Source organism: Streptomyces sp. SudanB52_2052, from assembly GCF_964272415.1.
In the GTDB taxonomy this organism is placed as follows: domain Bacteria; phylum Actinomycetota; class Actinomycetes; order Streptomycetales; family Streptomycetaceae; genus Streptomyces; species Streptomyces olindensis.
In genome coordinates, this window is the sequence record NZ_OZ186796.1 from 6,064,015 (window position 1) to 6,079,275 (window position 15,261).

General features: G+C 72.8%; 10 protein-coding genes. 9 read left to right on the forward strand and 1 reads right to left on the reverse strand.

Features of this window, described 5'->3' with window-relative positions:
* Positions 1 to 45: 45 nt before the first annotated feature.
* Together ACSUPV_RS27130 and ACSUPV_RS27135 are read left to right on the forward strand one after the other, a co-directional pair.
* On the forward strand, positions 46 to 1,551 hold the full coding sequence (locus tag ACSUPV_RS27130) for a CHAD domain-containing protein (RefSeq protein WP_436948747.1): 1,506 nt from the start codon (positions 46 to 48) through the stop codon (positions 1,549 to 1,551).
* Between the two features lie 79 nt (positions 1,552 to 1,630).
* On the forward strand, positions 1,631 to 3,595 hold the full coding sequence (locus ACSUPV_RS27135; protein WP_037770357.1) for a TIGR03960 family B12-binding radical SAM protein: 1,965 nt from the start codon (positions 1,631 to 1,633) through the stop codon (positions 3,593 to 3,595).
* A gap of 203 nt (positions 3,596 to 3,798) precedes the next feature.
* On the opposite strand, the gene ACSUPV_RS27140 is transcribed toward ACSUPV_RS27135, so the two are convergent.
* Positions 3,799 to 4,461, reverse strand: a complete 663-nt coding sequence (locus ACSUPV_RS27140) for a GAF and ANTAR domain-containing protein (protein ID WP_037770361.1) — start codon at positions 4,459 to 4,461, stop codon at positions 3,799 to 3,801.
* 208 nt (positions 4,462 to 4,669) lie between these two features.
* On the opposite strand from ACSUPV_RS27140, the gene ACSUPV_RS27145 reads away from it, so the two are divergent.
* The 7 genes from ACSUPV_RS27145 to ACSUPV_RS27175 all read left to right on the forward strand — a co-directional run bounded on the left by ACSUPV_RS27145 (position 4,670) and on the right by ACSUPV_RS27175 (position 15,218).
* The gene (locus ACSUPV_RS27145) at positions 4,670 to 5,842 is read left to right on the forward strand and encodes a hypothetical protein (protein WP_436948748.1); all 1,173 of its coding nucleotides are present in this window, start codon (positions 4,670 to 4,672) and stop codon (positions 5,840 to 5,842) included.
* Between the two features lie 48 nt (positions 5,843 to 5,890).
* Complete coding sequence (locus ACSUPV_RS27150) at positions 5,891 to 6,673, forward strand: TIGR03936 family radical SAM-associated protein (RefSeq protein WP_389621245.1); 783 nt, start codon at positions 5,891 to 5,893, stop codon at positions 6,671 to 6,673.
* A 260-nt stretch (positions 6,674 to 6,933) separates the two neighbouring features.
* Positions 6,934 to 11,202 (forward strand): Rne/Rng family ribonuclease, encoded by a 4,269-nt coding sequence (locus ACSUPV_RS27155; protein WP_436948749.1) that lies wholly within the window; start codon positions 6,934 to 6,936, stop codon positions 11,200 to 11,202.
* A gap of 231 nt (positions 11,203 to 11,433) precedes the next feature.
* Positions 11,434 to 11,754 (forward strand): 50S ribosomal protein L21, encoded by a 321-nt coding sequence (gene rplU, locus ACSUPV_RS27160; RefSeq protein WP_003990208.1) that lies wholly within the window; start codon positions 11,434 to 11,436, stop codon positions 11,752 to 11,754.
* Between the two features lie 14 nt (positions 11,755 to 11,768).
* The gene (gene rpmA / locus ACSUPV_RS27165; RefSeq protein ID WP_010041940.1) at positions 11,769 to 12,023 is read left to right on the forward strand and encodes a 50S ribosomal protein L27; all 255 of its coding nucleotides are present in this window, start codon (positions 11,769 to 11,771) and stop codon (positions 12,021 to 12,023) included.
* 124 nt (positions 12,024 to 12,147) lie between these two features.
* Complete coding sequence (obgE, locus tag ACSUPV_RS27170) at positions 12,148 to 13,584, forward strand: GTPase ObgE (RefSeq protein WP_037767516.1); 1,437 nt, start codon at positions 12,148 to 12,150, stop codon at positions 13,582 to 13,584.
* A gap of 152 nt (positions 13,585 to 13,736) precedes the next feature.
* Positions 13,737 to 15,218 (forward strand): FG-GAP-like repeat-containing protein, encoded by a 1,482-nt coding sequence (locus ACSUPV_RS27175; protein ID WP_382615567.1) that lies wholly within the window; start codon positions 13,737 to 13,739, stop codon positions 15,216 to 15,218.
* Positions 15,219 to 15,261: the final 43 nt, after the last annotated feature.

A 15,261-nucleotide genomic window follows, 5' to 3' on the forward strand; every position in this document is an offset into this window, starting at 1 on the left:
GGCGGCCCCCTGCCGCCCCGCCGTCCGGCCGACTAGATTCGGTTCATGGCGGACACCAAGCGTGAGATCGAGCGGAAGTACGAGTCGAAGGACAGCGGGCTCCCGGACCTGACCGGTGTCGCCGGGGTCGCGGACGTCGTCGACAAGGGCGTCGCCCACCTCGACGCCACCTACCACGACACCACCGACGAACGCCTCGCCGCCTCCTCCGTCACCCTGCGCCGCCGCACCGGCGGCTCCGACGCGGGCTGGCACCTGAAGTTCCCCGTCGCCCCGGGCGTCCGCGACGAGATCCACGCCCCGCTGTCCGACACCCTGCCCGACGACCTCGCCGGACTGATCCGCTCCCGGGTCCGCGACAGCGAGCTCCTGCCCCTGGTCCGGCTCCGCTCCGACCGGGACATACGCCACCTCGTGGACGCCGACGGCCGGCTGCTCGCAGAGGTCAGCGTCGACGCCGTGCACGCCGAGCGGCTGACGGCCGGCGGCGGCGAGGCGCAGTGGACCGAGATCGAGGTGGAACTCGCCGACGGGGGCGACCCGGCCTTCCTCGACCAGGTGGACAAGCGGCTGCGCAAGGCGGGCGTACGACCGTCGACATCGCCGTCGAAGCTCGCACGCGCCCTCGCGGAGACCGCACCCGGCAAGCGGCAAGCGTCCGCCTCAGCGGGGGACGCGGTGACCGCCGGAGACCACGTGCTCGCCTACCTGCGCGCACAGCGGGACGCCCTCGTCGAACTCGACCCGGCCGTCCGCCGCGACGTCGAGGACTCCGTGCACCGCATGCGTGTGGCCACCCGCCGGCTGCGCAGCACCCTCAAGTCGTTCGGCGAGGTCCTCGACCGGACCGTCACCGACCCCGTCGCCGACGAGCTGAAGTGGCTGGCCGGCGAGCTCGGCCTGGACCGCGACCGCGAGGTGCTGACCGAGCGCCTGACGACGGCCGTCGACGAGGTGCCCGCGACCCTCGTCCGCGGCCCGGTCCGGCAGCGGCTGAGTACCTGGTCCGGCACCGAGCACGGCGGGGCGCGCGGCCGGCTCCTGGGCGTCCTGGACTCCCGCCGCCACCTCGCCCTGCTCGACACCCTGGACGCGCTGATCGCCCACCCGCCGCTGCGGAAGGCGGCCGGAAAGAAGCCCGGCAAGACGATCGCCAAGGCCGTGCGGAAGGACTTCCGCAAGGTCACCGGGCTGGTCGAGCAGGCTCTGGAACTGGAACCCGGCACCGACCGGGACGTCGCCCTGCACGAGGCCCGCAAGAAGGCCAAGCGCACCCGCTACGCCGCCGAGGCCGCCGCCCCCGCCCTCGGCAAGCCGGCCACGACCATGGTCAAGTCCATGAAGGCGCTGCAGAACCTGCTGGGCGAGCACCAGGACAGCGTCATGGCCCGGCAGGCCCTGCGCGAGCTGTCCGCCGTCGCCCACGCGGCGGGGGAGAGCGCCTTCACCTACGGCCTGCTCCACGAGCGCGAGGAGCAGCGGGCCGTGCGCGTGGAGGCCGAGCTGCCCGGGTTCTGGGACGGGATCAGGAGCGGGGCGAAGGCCCTGTGATCCCCGGGGCGTACGGAGGGGTGCCGCGGGCGCGTTAGTCTGGATGGTCACCCCTGTCAGCACACGAAGGTTCCGTGAGATGCCTGCCGAAGCCGCCGAGTCTGTGTTCCCGCAGCTCGAAGCTCTGCTCCCGCATGTGCAGAAGCCGATCCAGTACGTCGGCGGAGAGCTCAACTCCACGGTCAAGGACTGGGACTCCTGCGATGTCCGCTGGGCGCTCATGTACCCGGACGCGTACGAGGTCGGCCTGCCCAACCAGGGCGTCATGATCCTCTACGAGGTACTGAACGAACAGCAGGGCGTGCTCGCCGAGCGCACCTACAGCGTGTGGCCGGACCTGGAGGAGCTGATGCGCAAGCACGGCGTCCCGCAGTTCACGGTCGACAGCCACCGGCCGGTGAAGGCGTTCGACGTGCTCGGACTCTCCTTCTCCACGGAGCTCGGCTACACGAACATGCTGGCCGCCCTGGACCTGTCCGGCATCCCGCTGGAGGCCAAGGACCGCGGCCTGGACGACCCGATCGTCATGGCCGGCGGTCACGCCGCGTTCAACCCCGAGCCGATCGCGGACTTCATCGACTGCGCGGTGATCGGCGACGGCGAGCAGGCCGTCCTGGAGGTCACCGCGATCATCCGCGCCTGGAAGGCGGAGGGCCGCCCCGGCGGCCGCGAGGAGCTGCTGTTCCGCCTGGCCAGGACGGGCGGGGTGTACGTTCCCGGCTTCTACGACGTCGAGTACCTGCCGGACGGCCGGATCGCCCGGGTCGTACCGAACCGCAGCGGCGTGCCGTGGCGCGTGTCCAAGCACACGGTCATGGACCTGGACGAGTGGCCGTACCCCAAGCAGCCCCTCGTCCCGCTGGCCGAGACGGTCCACGAGCGCATGTCGGTGGAGATCTTCCGCGGCTGCACGCGCGGCTGCCGCTTCTGCCAGGCCGGCATGATCACCCGCCCGGTCCGCGAGCGCTCCATCACGGGCATCGGCGACATGGTCGAGCAGGGCCTGAAGGCGACCGGCTTCGAGGAGGTCGGCCTGCTCTCGCTGTCGTCCGCGGACCACAGCGAGATCGGCGACATCGCCAAGGGCCTCGCGGACCGCTACGAGGACGACAAGATCGGCCTGTCGCTGCCGTCGACCCGGGTGGACGCCTTCAACATCGACCTGGCGAACGAACTGACCAGGAACGGCCGCCGCTCGGGCCTCACCTTCGCCCCCGAGGGCGGCTCGGAACGCATCCGCAAGGTCATCAACAAGATGGTCTCGGAAGAGGACCTGATCCGCACGGTCGCGACGGCGTACGGCAACGGCTGGCGGCAGGTGAAGCTGTACTTCATGTGCGGCCTGCCGACGGAGACCGACGACGACGTCCTCCAGATCGCCGACATGGCGACGAAGGTCATCGCCAAGGGCCGCGAGGTGTCCAAGTCCAACGACATCCGCTGCACGGTCTCGATCGGCGGCTTCGTCCCCAAGCCGCACACGCCCTTCCAGTGGGCGCCGCAGCTGTCCGCCGAGGAGACGGACGCCCGCCTGGCCAAGCTCCGCGACAAGATCCGCGGCGACAAGAAGTACGGCCGCTCCATCGGCTTCCGCTACCACGACGGCAAGCCCGGCATCGTCGAGGGCCTGCTCTCCCGCGGCGACCGCCGCATCGGCGCGGTCATCCGCGCGGTCTACGACGACGGCGGCCGCTTCGACGGCTGGCGCGAGCACTTCTCCTACGACCGCTGGATGGCGTGCGCCGACAAGGCCCTGGAGCCGTTCGGCGTGGACGTCGACTGGTACACCACCCGCGAGCGCACCTACGAGGAGGTCCTCCCCTGGGACCACCTCGACTCCGGCCTCGACAAGGACTGGCTCTGGGAGGACTGGCAGGACGCCCTCGACGAGACGGAGGTCGAGGACTGCCGGTGGACGCCGTGCTTCGATTGCGGGGTGTGTCCGCAGATGGACACCCACATCCAGATCGGCCCGACGGGCAAGAAGCTCCTGCCCCTGACCGTCAAGAACGCGGCGCCGGCGCCGAGCGGGCACGCGCACTGAAGTGACGTCACCTGAGCCCCCTCCGCCCTGGAGGGGGCTCAGTGCTGCCTCCGCAAGACCCTTCAGACCGAGAGGTGAGAGGCGGGCCCCTGGGGGGACCCGCTGTAGAGGCCGGTTCGGTGACGCTCCCCCGGGGGGCCGGCCCGGCCAGGTTCCCCCAGTTCGGAATGTGTGCTGGGGGAGCCGCTGTGGGAGGGGCGGGGTCAGTCGAGGCGTCCGTGCTCGCAGACCTTCCGGGCGACCTCCCGGAGCTTGATGTTGTGTTCCTGGGAGAAGCGGCGCAGCACGTCGAAGGCCTGGTCCTCGGTGAGGCGGTGGCTGCCCATGAGAATGCCCATGGCCTCTCCGATGACGTGGCGTGTGGCGATGGCCTGCTCCATCTGGGCGTGACTGCGGGCGCTGGAGAAGGCGACGGCCGCGTGCGAGGCCAGCAGCCAGCCGGCGGTCTCGCTGTCCTCGGTGAAGGAGCCGGGGCGGCGGGAGTAGAGGTCGAGCGCGCCGAAGTCCTCGTCCTCGGTGAACAGCAGGAAGCCCATCATGCTGCCTACTCCCAGGTCGCGGGCCCGGGAGGCGTACGCGGGCCAGCGCGGCTGGTCCTGGGTGAAGTCGGCGATGCGGAAGACGCGCTCCTTGGTGCCGCTGCGTGCCGCGTCGAAGCAGGGGCCCTCGCCCAGGTGTTCCTGGAGCCGGTCGCTCTCGACGACCAGGTCGTGGGTCGGGGCGACGGTCTCCACCCGTTTGCCGTGCAGCAGGAGGATGCCGGCCGCCTCGCATCCCGGCACGAGTGCGACGGCCGAGGCGGTGATGCGGTCGAGTGTGGCGCCGACCGTGTCCTGTGCGAGCAGGTCACGCGCCATGGATGCCATCTCCCGTGCGAACACGCGCCAGTCCACTGTGGTCCTCCCTGGGCCGCTTGTGGCGTGTCTTCTGCCCACGGTGCCACGTCCTGCACACCCGGGCCCGGGGACGCCCGGGCTGGGAGCGCCTGCTGGGGGATCGGCCGATTTCGCAGGTGGGCCGGGCGGGCCTGTGCGGTACGGGATCCGGACGGGCCGTTGAGGCGTCTACGACGGTATGGATCTGGAGAAAACGCCCCGCGAGGGTGCCGAGTCGCGGGGCGATCTGCGCAAGCCGCCGGGGGAACCGCCGGTGCGGCGGGAGCCGGAGGTGCCGGAGGGGTGTCTCGCCGTCGCGATCCGGGTCCCGGTGCGGATCGTCGTGCTCGTGCTGGTGGTCCCCGTGCGGATGGTGTGGGACGCGCTCGTGGTCGCCGCGCGGTGCCTGAACGACGTGCTGGTGCGGCCGCTCGGGCGGGCGCTGCTGTGGCTCGGGCGGGCCGTGTTCGTCTGGCCGTTCGTGGGGCTGTGGCGGTACGTCGTCGTTCCGGTGGGCCAGGTCCTCGGGTGGCTCGGGAACGTCCTCGTCGTCGTGCCTCTGGTGTGGCTGTACCGGTACGTCCTGACGCCGGTGGGACACGCCATCGCCTGGGTGGGGCGGGGGGTCGGTGCCGCTCTCGGCCGGGTGTACGCGCACGTGCTCACGCCCGCCGGGCACGCCGTGATGTGGGTCCTGAGGGGGCTCGGCGCCGTGCTCGCCGCGCTCGGGATCGGCGTGTACACGGCCGTGGCGTGGCTCGCGCGGTACCTCGTCGTCGTGCCCGCCCTGTGGCTGTACACCTGGGTGCTCACGCCCGTCGGGCGCGCGCTGGTCTGGTGCGGCAAGGGGCTGGTGTGGCTGGTGGGCATGGTCGTCACCGGCATCGGCACGGCCCTTTACTGGATCGCCCGGGTCCTGTTCGTCCTGCCCGCCCTCGCTCTCTGGCGCTGGGTCCTCACGCCGGTCGGACGTGTCCTGGCCGTCGTCGGACGGGAGATCCTGGACGCCCTCGGACACGCCTGGCGGATCGCCGGGCACATCTCGCTCGCCGTCGGGCGGTTCCTCGGCACCCTCTTCCGGTGGATCTTCGTGGAGCCGGTGCGGTGGGTGTACCGCAGCGTGCTCACGCCGGTCGGACACGTCGTACGGGACACCGTCCTGCGGCCCGCCGCCGAGGCCGCCCGCACTGTGGGACGGGCCACCCGGCAGGCCCTGGCCGCCGCCCGGGAGACCGTGCGGCAGGCGCGTGCCGACGTGCGGCGGATGCTCTTCGGCGGGCCCGGTCACCCGCGGCCGCTCGACCGGAGGGAACCTTCGGGCCGCGAGGCACGTACTCTTGGTAGCAGTACGACCGCTCTCACGAAGGACTGAACGACACTGGGCAAGCGACAGCCCGAAGGCCCGCCGCCCGCACCCGCGGTGCAGCGCATCCGACTGCGCTACACCAAGCGCGGCCGCCTCCGGTTCACCAGCCACCGTGACTTCCAGCGCGCCTTCGAGCGTGCGTTGCGCCGTGCCGAGGTGCCGATGGCCTACTCGGCGGGCTTCACACCGCACCCGAAGGTGTCGTACGCCAATGCCGCACCCACCGGCACGGGCAGTGAGGCGGAGTACCTGGAGATCGCGCTCACCGCGCCGCGCGACCCGGAGCAGCTCAGGAACCTTCTCGACGAGTCGCTGCCCGCCGGGCTCGACATCGTCGAGGCGGTCGAGGCCCGCACCTCGGGCCTCGCCGACCGGCTGACCGCTTCCGTCTGGGAGCTGCGGCTGGACGGCGTGTCGCAGGAGGAGGCCCGCCGAGCGGTGGACGCCTTCAACGCGGCCGAGACGGTCGAGGTCCAGCGCCTCGCCAAGAACGGCGTCCGCACTTTCGACGCCCGCTCCGCCGTCGTGAGCCTGGAGTGCCGTGACCTCTCGGAAACGCACAGTTCGCAGGCTGATAGGCCGACCGACCAGCCCTGTGCGATACTGCGGCTGGTTGTTCGGCACGTGACGCCTGCCGTACGACCCGACGACGTCCTGTCCGGTCTCCGCGCCGTGGCCGACCTGGCGCCGCCGGTCCCCGCAGCGGTGACCAGGCTGGCGCAGGGGCTGTTCGATGAAGAGACCGGCACGGTGACCGACCCGCTCGCGCCTGACCGCGAGGCAGCTCCGGCCCACTCAACGGCCGAACCGACTGCCGCCGCGACGGCGCCGGCGTAAGGAAGGTCCCGCGTAGGGACGGACGTCGTAGCGTCGCCCTCGGACTCGGGAGCCACCTGGGTCGGGCAGCGCACCGACCAGAAGACTTTCGCCAGGCCGTACGCATTCGGCGTACGGAACCGGCGAGACAGGACACAGAGAGCTCCCGTGCGGCGCCCGCGCCCCGGACGGCGGCGAACGCGCACAGCGCGAGCCGCGGACGTCACCGGCATCGCCGGACCAGGCGCGGCGCCCGGGAGCCTGACGGGAGAACAGCCCGCATGCTCGAACCGACCGAACCCACAGAGTCCTCGCAGGGCTCCGAACAGAACACCCCCAGCGACACCCTGCCGCCCCGCCGGCGGCGCCGTGCCGCGTCCCGCCCGGCCGGTCCGCCCGCCGGTGCCTCGTCCGACGCGCCGGTGGAGACGGTCGCGCCGGCCATACCGGCCGCCGAGCCCGGTGAACTCGCGGCCGGCCTCGTCGAGACCGACGAGGCCGAGGAAGCCGCCCCGGAGGAGGCCGTCGCAGAGGTGGCCGAGGCCTCCGAGGCCGCGGCGAGTGCCGAGGCCAATGAGCCTGCCGAGGCCGTAGCCGAACAGGCCGAGCAGGCCGAGCCCGCCGGCCGCAAGCGGCGCCGTGTGGTGCGCCGGGCCTCCGCGCCCGCCGGCGCCCCGGCCGCCGCCGCGGAAGCCGCCGAGACCGTGGTGCCCGCCGCGGCTCCGGCCGCCCCCGAGGCGTCGGAGCAGGCCGAGGCCCCCGCCCCTGCCGAGGCTCCCGCCGCGGTGTCCGAGGACGCCGCTCCCCGGCGTACGCGGCGACGCGCGACGCGCACGGTGACCTCGCCCGCCGTTGCTCCGGCCGAGGCGGAGACGGAGACGGCGCAGACCGCGCCGAGCGGCACCGAGCCCGCTGCCGCCGCCGAAAGCACCGAAGCCGCCGCCGAAGCGGCCGCCGCCGAGGACGCGGCTCCGCGCCGGACTCGCCGGCGTGCCTCGCGCAAGGTGTCCGCGCCCGCCGGAGCGCCCGTGGACGCGCCCGAAAGGAGCGCCGACGAGGCGAAGGCGGCCGCCGTGACGGAGACCCCCGCCGAGGCCGGTGCCACCGAGGCCGCGCCCGCGTCCCCGGCGCCCGCCGAGGCCGCTGCCGCCGAGGCCCCCGCCGAAGACGCCCCCGCCGCTGGGACCGCCGAGACGGCCGGTGCCGCCGAGCCCGCCGAGCCTGCCGAGGGAGCCGCACCCCGTCGGCGCCGGCGGGTCGTCCGCAGGGCCGCCGGCGGTTTCGCCGAGCCGGCCCAGCCCGCCCAGCCCGCGCAGCGACCCTCGCGCGCCGCCGGTGCGACCGCCGGTGAGAGTGAGCCGTCGGCGCGTCCGGCGCGGCCCGCCGTCGCGCTGTTCCAGGCGCCCGTCTTCACCGAGCCCCAGTTCCAGACCCCGGAGCGGGCCGCCGCCGCTGCCGCCGCCGAGGCGGCCGAGACGGAGGAGCCCGAGGAGATCGCCCAGGCCGAGGACGTCCGCGAGGAGCAGCCGTCCGGGTCGCGTCGCCGTCGCCGCCGCCGGGGTGCCGGCGAGGAGTCCGAGGCCCAGGCCGTCGAGGCTCCCGCCGCCGCGACCGCCCTCGACGAGACGGACGAGGAGGCCGAGGACTCCGCCGAGGACCAGGCCGAGGCCGACGACCAGGAGGAGTCCGAGGGGACCGGCTCGCGCCGCCGCCGTCGCCGGGGCGGCCGCCGCCGTCGGCGTGGCGAGTCCGCCGAGTCCGACGCCGAGGCCGGCGAGACCACGGACGCCGAGTCCGAGCAGGTCGCCGCCGCCCAGGCCGCGCAGGACGCCGAGGACACCGCCGAGCAGACCGAGGAGGACCGGGAGGAGGCCGACGAGGCCGACGACCGTGACGAGTCGGCCGGAGGCGGCTCCAGCAGCAGCCGCAGGCGCCGTCGCCGCCGTCGCCGTGCCGGTGACACCGCCGCCGACGCCGAGCCCTCCGACGACGACCCGGAGCGCACGGTCGTCAAGGTCCGCGAGCCCCGCCCGAAGGCCGAACCCTCCGACGAGGTGCAGTCCATCAAGGGCTCGACCCGTCTGGAGGCCAAGAAGCAGCGCCGCCGCGAGGGCCGCGAGCAGGGCCGCCGCCGGGTGCCGATCATCACCGAGGCCGAGTTCCTCGCCCGGCGCGAGGCCGTCGAGCGCGTGATGGTCGTCCGGCAGAACGGCGACCGTACGCAGATCGGCGTCCTGGAGGACGGCGTGCTCGTCGAGCACTACGTCAACAAGGAGCAGTCGACCTCGTACGTCGGCAACGTCTACCTCGGCAAGGTGCAGAACGTGCTGCCGTCGATGGAGGCCGCCTTCATCGACATCGGCAAGGGCCGCAACGCCGTGCTGTACGCCGGTGAGGTCAACTTCGAGGCGCTCGGCATGGCCAACGGGCCGCGGCGCATCGAGTCCGCCCTGAAGTCCGGGCAGTCCGTGCTCGTCCAGGTGACGAAGGACCCCATCGGGCACAAGGGCGCCCGTCTGACCAGCCAGGTCTCCCTGCCGGGCCGCTACCTCGTGTACGTGCCCGAGGGCTCCATGACCGGCATCAGCCGCAAGCTGCCCGACACCGAGCGGGCCCGGCTGAAGACCATCCTCAAGAAGATCGTCCCCGAGGACGCGGGCGTCATCGTGCGCACCGCCGCCGAGGGCGCGAGCGAGGACGAGCTGCGCCGGGACGTCGAGCGGCTGCAGCAGCAGTGGGAGGACATCCAGAAGAAGTCCAAGAACGGCAACGCGCCGACGCTGCTGTACGGCGAGCCGGACATGACCGTCCGGGTCGTGCGCGACATCTTCAACGAGGACTTCTCCAAGGTCGTCGTCAGCGGCGACGACGCCTGGTCGACGATCCACGGGTACGTCTCGCACGTGGCCCCGGACCTCGCCGAGCGGCTGCAGAAGTGGACCAGCGAGGTCGACGTCTTCGCCACGTACCGGATCGACGAGCAGCTCGCCAAGGCCCTGGACCGCAAGGTCTGGCTGCCCAGCGGCGGCTCGCTGGTGATCGACCGGACCGAGGCGATGGTCGTCGTCGACGTCAACACCGGCAAGTTCACCGGCCAGGGCGGCAACCTCGAGGAGACCGTCACCAGGAACAACCTGGAGGCGGCCGAGGAGATCGTGCGCCAGCTGCGGCTGCGCGACCTCGGCGGCATCATCGTCATCGACTTCATCGACATGGTGCTGGAGTCCAACCGGGACCTGGTGCTGCGGCGCCTGCTGGAGTGCCTGGGCCGGGACCGCACGAAGCACCAGGTCGCCGAGGTGACCTCGCTGGGCCTCGTGCAGATGACCCGCAAGCGGGTGGGCCAGGGCCTGCTGGAGTCCTTCTCCGAGACCTGCGTCCACTGCAACGGTCGCGGTGTCATCGTGCACATGGAGCAGCCGACCTCCGTCGGGGGCGGCGGCAAGCGCAAGAAGCGGGCGCGTGCCGGCGCCGCCGAGCAGCCGCACGTCCACGAGGCCGCCGTCGAGACCGCCGAGCAGGAGGCCGAGACCGAGGCCGAGGTCGGCGCCGAGATCGCCGAGCCGATCGCGCTGCCCGAGCCGGCCTTCGAGCCGGACGAGGAGCTGTACAGCAGCGCCGCCGAGGCGGAGGCCGCGGCCACCCGCGGTCGGTCGCGGCGCCGGGCGAGCCGTCGGGCGTCCGCTCCGGCGGGCTCGCCGCGCGGTGAGGCCGCCGAGCAGCGCAAGGACAAGGCCGAGCAGGTCCAGGGCAAGCCTGAGCAGGTCCAGAGCAAGGCCGGCCAGGCCGAGGCCGAGGTTCCGACGGCTCAGGACGTCACGGCCGCGCAGGAGGTCGCCCGCCCGGTGCAGCCGGAGCCGGCCGCCGAGGCGCAGGCCGAGCCGGTGGCCGTGGAGGACCCGGTGGTCGAGGCGGCGCAGGCCGAGCAGCCCGGGCAGTCCGAGCAGGTGGCCGTGGCCGAGGAGGCCGCGCCGAAGGGCCGCACGCGGCGGCGGGCCACCCGCAAGGTGTCCGCTCCGGCCGGCTCGCCGGCGGGGGCCGAGGCGGCCGTGGTGACGGTCGCCGAGACCGCGCCCGCGGTGGCGGAGAGCGCCCCCGCGGCGTCCGAGGCCCCGCAGGCGACCGAGCAGGCCGAGCAGGCCGAGGCGCCCGCCGAGAGCGCCGCCCCGGCCCGCCCGCGCCGCCGTGCCGTGCGCAAGTCCACCGCGCCCACCGCGTCCGATGAGGCGGCCGTCGTGGTCGTCCCGTCGGCTGCCGCGGAGGAGCCGGCGCAGGCCGCCGACGCGGGCGAGTCCGGTGAGGCGACCGAGGAGCCGGCCCCGGCCAAGAAGACGGCCCGCAAGACGGCCAAGAAGGCCACGGCGAAGAAGGCCGCCACCAAGAAGACCACGGCGAGCAAGACCGCGGCGAAGAAGACCGCGGCCAAGAAGACGACGGCCAAGAAGGCGGCGAAGACCACCAAGACGGCCGCCAAGAAGACCACGTCCAAGAAGACCGCGGCGGCCGAGCAGACGCTCTCCTCCGTCTCGGCCTCCACCGACGAGGACTGACCCGTACGGCGCCTGTGCGTCCGGAGTGACCGGACGCACAGGCGGGCGGCCCGGCTCGGTTTGACCCTCTTGGCCGCGGCCCCGTAACCTTGACCGTCGGCGTGTCGACTGACGCGTCACATCCCCGTAAACCTCATCCTCCGGGCGCCGGGCGCCCAGGAGAGGCCGCCCGCTGTGTCGGGCGGCTGGCCTGCGGGGGTGCCGTTTCCCGAGCGAGAGAGTGAGTTCCGCGTGTACGCCATCGTGCGCAGCGGTGGTCGCCAGCACAAGGTTGCTGTCGGCGACATCGTTGAGGTTGACAAGATTTCCACTGCCAAGGTTGGCGACACGGTCGAGCTCTCGACCCTGCTCGTTGTCGACGGCGACGCCGTGACCAGCGACCCGTGGGTGCTGGCCGGCATCAAGGTCCAGGCCGAGGTCGTGGACCACCACAAGGGGCAGAAGATCGACATTCTGCGCTACAAGAACAAGACCGGTTACCGCCGTCGCCAGGGCCACCGCCAGCAGTACACGGCGATCAAGGTCACCGAGATCCCCACGGCTGCGAAGTAAGGGACTGAGGAGAAATGGCACACAAGAAGGGCGCATCGTCCACTCGGAACGGTCGCGACTCCAATGCCCAGCGGCTCGGCGTGAAGCGCTTCGGCGGTCAGGTCGTCAACGCTGGTGAGATCCTGGTCCGTCAGCGCGGCACCCACTTCCACCCGGGTGCGGGCGTCGGCCGTGGCGGCGACGACACGCTGTTCGCGCTGCAGGCCGGTTCGGTGCAGTTCGGCACCCACCGTGGCCGCAAGGTCGTGAACATCGTTCCGGTCGCCTGATCGGACACTCTCGCGAGGCGGACCTCACTTCCCGTTGCGGGAAGGCGGGTCCGCCTTTCGCTTGTTGAACAAGTACATCTCGTTGAACAAGTAAATCTCGTACGTACTTCTGGAGGCACCCACCATGACCACCTTCGTGGACCGCGTCGAGCTGCACGTCGCCGCGGGTAACGGAGGCCACGGCTGTGCCTCCGTCCACCGTGAGAAGTTCAAGCCGCTGGGCGGCCCGGACGGCGGCAACGGCGGTCGCGGCGGGGACGTGATCCTCACCGTCGACCAGTCCGTCACCACGCTGCTCGACTACCACCACTCCCCGCACCGCAAGGCCACCAACGGCAAGCCCGGCGAGGGCGGCAACCGTTTCGGCAAGGACGGTCAGGACCTGGTCCTGGCGGTGCCGGACGGCACGGTCGTGCTGGACAAGGCGGGCAACGTCCTCGCGGACCTGGTCGGGCACGGCACGTCCTTCGTGGCCGCGCAGGGCGGCCGGGGCGGCCTCGGCAACGCGGCGCTGGCCTCCGCGCGGCGCAAGGCGCCCGGCTTCGCGCTGCTCGGCGAGCCGGGGGACGTCCGGGACGTCGTCCTGGAGCTGAAGACGGTCGCCGACGTCGCGCTCGTCGGCTACCCGAGCGCCGGCAAGTCGTCCCTGATCTCGGTGCTGAGCGCCGCCAAGCCGAAGATCGCCGACTACCCCTTCACCACGCTCGTGCCCAACCTCGGCGTCGTCACGGCCGGTTCGACGGTCTACACGATCGCCGACGTGCCCGGGCTGATCCCGGGAGCCAGCCAGGGCAAGGGCCTCGGGCTCGAGTTCCTGCGGCACGTGGAGCGGTGCAGCGTGCTCGTGCACGTCCTGGACACCGCCACGCTGGAGTCCGACCGCGACCCGGTCTCCGACCTCGACGTCATCGAGGAGGAGCTGCGGCAGTACGGCGGGCTCGACAACCGTCCGCGGATCGTCGTCCTGAACAAGATCGACGTACCGGACGGCAAGGACCTGGCCGACATGGTGCGCCCCGACCTGGAGGCCCGCGGGTACCGCGTGTTCGAGGTGTCGGCCGTGGCGCACATGGGGCTGAAGGAGCTGTCGTACGCGCTCGCGGAGCTCGTGGCGCAGGCGCGGGCCGCGAAGCCGAAGGAAGAGGCCACGCGGATCGTCATCCGGCCCAAGGCCGTGGACGACACCGGCTTCACCGTGACCCGCGAGGCCGACGGGCTGTTCCGGGTGCGCGGCGAGAAGCCCGAGCGGTGGGTGCGGCAGACCGACTTCAACAACGACGAGGCGGTCGGCTACCTGGCCGACCGGCTCAACCGGCTCGGGGTCGAGGAAGAGCTCGTGAAGGCGGGTGCCCGGGGCGGCGACGGCGTCGCCATCGGCCCCGAGGAGAACGCGGTCGTCTTCGACTGGGAGCCGTCCCTGACGGCCGGGGCGGAGATGCTCGGCCGGCGCGGTGAGGACCACCGGTTCGAAGGGGCGCGGCCGGCCGCGCAGCGCCGCAAGGACCGGCAGGCCGAGCGGGACGAGGCGCAGCGGGAGTTCGACGACTTCGAGCCGTTCTGAGCGTCCCGGGTTAACGGGAAGCAAACGCGCAACGGACTTCGGGGCAACCAAGTCGCCGTGCGGTGAGTCGTACTGGGCGGCGCTGAGCGGATCTTGTTCCGCTTGGCGCGGCAACTGCCCAGCGGATCATCGGAGTTCACGTGCCCCAGTCCATGAGCAAGCGCAGGCTCGGCCGAACGGTCGCGGCGGCCGTCGCCGTCGTCGCGGCCGTCACCACCCCGGTGGTCGCGCACGCCGAGCCCGCCGCCGCGTCCACCGCGGCGAAGCTCCACGACGACTTCAACGGCGACGGCCACCCCGACCTCGCGGTGGCCGCCCCGAGCGCGACCGTCGGCGGCAAGGCGGGAGCCGGTTACGTCGCCATCGTCTACGGCTCCGCGAACGGGCTGAACGTCACCACGCGGCAGGTCCTCAGCCAGAGCACGGCCGGTGTGCCCGGCAGCCCCGAGACCGACGACGCCTTCGGCAGCGCGCTCACCACCGCCGATCTCGACCGCGACGGGTACGCGGACCTGGTCGTCGGCGTGGGCCGGGAGGACACCGCCGACGGCGGCGCCGAGTCCGGGCTCGTCGAGGTCCTGTGGGGCGGCCCGAAGGGCTTGTCCGGCGGTGCCGTCCTGGCCACCGGGAAGGCCTACGACGGGCTCGGCGCCCAGGGGCGGCTGACCGTCGGCGACGTGAACGGCGACGGTGCCGAGGACCTGGTGACCGTGGAGAACCAGTTCAACCTGCGCGTGCTGAACGGCCCGTTCTCCCGCGACGGTTCCTCGGACGCCGGCGAGCAGATCGTGCGGGACGAGTTCGACAGCCGCGTCCTCGACCTGGCCGCCGGTGACATCAACGGCGACGGGATCACCGACGTCGCCGCCACCGAGAACGACGGCGACGAGTACGACGCCCGCCGGGTCGTGTACTGGCCGGGCGGCAGGCAGGGGCTCTCCCCGTACACCACCGTGCGGGGCGACGACGGCTACCGGCTCCAGGGCGGCGAGAACCTCGACATCGGGGACATCGACCGGGACGGCTACGACGACATCGTGGTCGGTCGGGCCGTCGACGGGTACGACAGCGACCTCGACACCCCCGCGGCCAAGGGCGGGCGGATCACCTGGATACCGGGCGGCGCGGACGGGGCCGACGGCACCAGGGCCAGGTACCTCAACCAGGACAGCCCCGGCGTGCCCGGCTCCGCCGAGCGCGGCGACGGCTTCGGGACGGACGTCCAGGTCGCCGACGTCACCGGCGACGGCCACCCGGACGTGGTGACCGGCCTGCCCGGCGAGGACCTGGGCACCGCGTCCGGCGCGGGCGCGGTCGTCGTCCTGCGCGGCACCGCGGACGGGCTCACCGGCAGTGGGGCCCAGGTGGTCACGCAGAACACGCCCAACGTGCCGGGCGCCGCCGAGACGGCCGACGCGTTCGGCAAGGCCGTGCACCTCGCGGACGCGAACGGCGACGGCCTGGCCGACCTGGCCGCCGGCGCGCCGGGGGAGAACGGCAACGCCGGGTCCGTCTGGTACTTCAGGTCCGGCCCCACGACCGTCGTGAGCCCCAACGGCACCACGGCCTTCGGCAACACGCTCCTCGGTACGACCGCCTCAGGTGCCCGGCTGGGCACCGGTTTCGCTTACTGATCACCCGTCAGACCCGCCCCGGTAAAGGCTTGTTCCAGCGCTG

Coding starts and splice junctions, on each gene's coding strand:
- rpmA (WP_010041940.1), top strand. CDS start 11,769: ATGGCACACAAGAAGGGCGCATCGTCCACTCGGAACGGTCGCGACTCC.
- ACSUPV_RS27130 (WP_436948747.1), top strand. CDS start 46: ATGGCGGACACCAAGCGTGAGATCGAGCGGAAGTACGAGTCGAAGGAC.
- ACSUPV_RS27175 (WP_382615567.1), top strand. CDS start 13,737: ATGAGCAAGCGCAGGCTCGGCCGAACGGTCGCGGCGGCCGTCGCCGTC.
- ACSUPV_RS27140 (WP_037770361.1), bottom strand. CDS start 4,461: ATGGCATCCATGGCGCGTGACCTGCTCGCACAGGACACGGTCGGCGCC.
- ACSUPV_RS27155 (WP_436948749.1), top strand. CDS start 6,934: ATGCTCGAACCGACCGAACCCACAGAGTCCTCGCAGGGCTCCGAACAG.
- ACSUPV_RS27135 (WP_037770357.1), top strand. CDS start 1,631: ATGCCTGCCGAAGCCGCCGAGTCTGTGTTCCCGCAGCTCGAAGCTCTG.
- ACSUPV_RS27145 (WP_436948748.1), top strand. CDS start 4,670: ATGGATCTGGAGAAAACGCCCCGCGAGGGTGCCGAGTCGCGGGGCGAT.
- obgE (WP_037767516.1), top strand. CDS start 12,148: ATGACCACCTTCGTGGACCGCGTCGAGCTGCACGTCGCCGCGGGTAAC.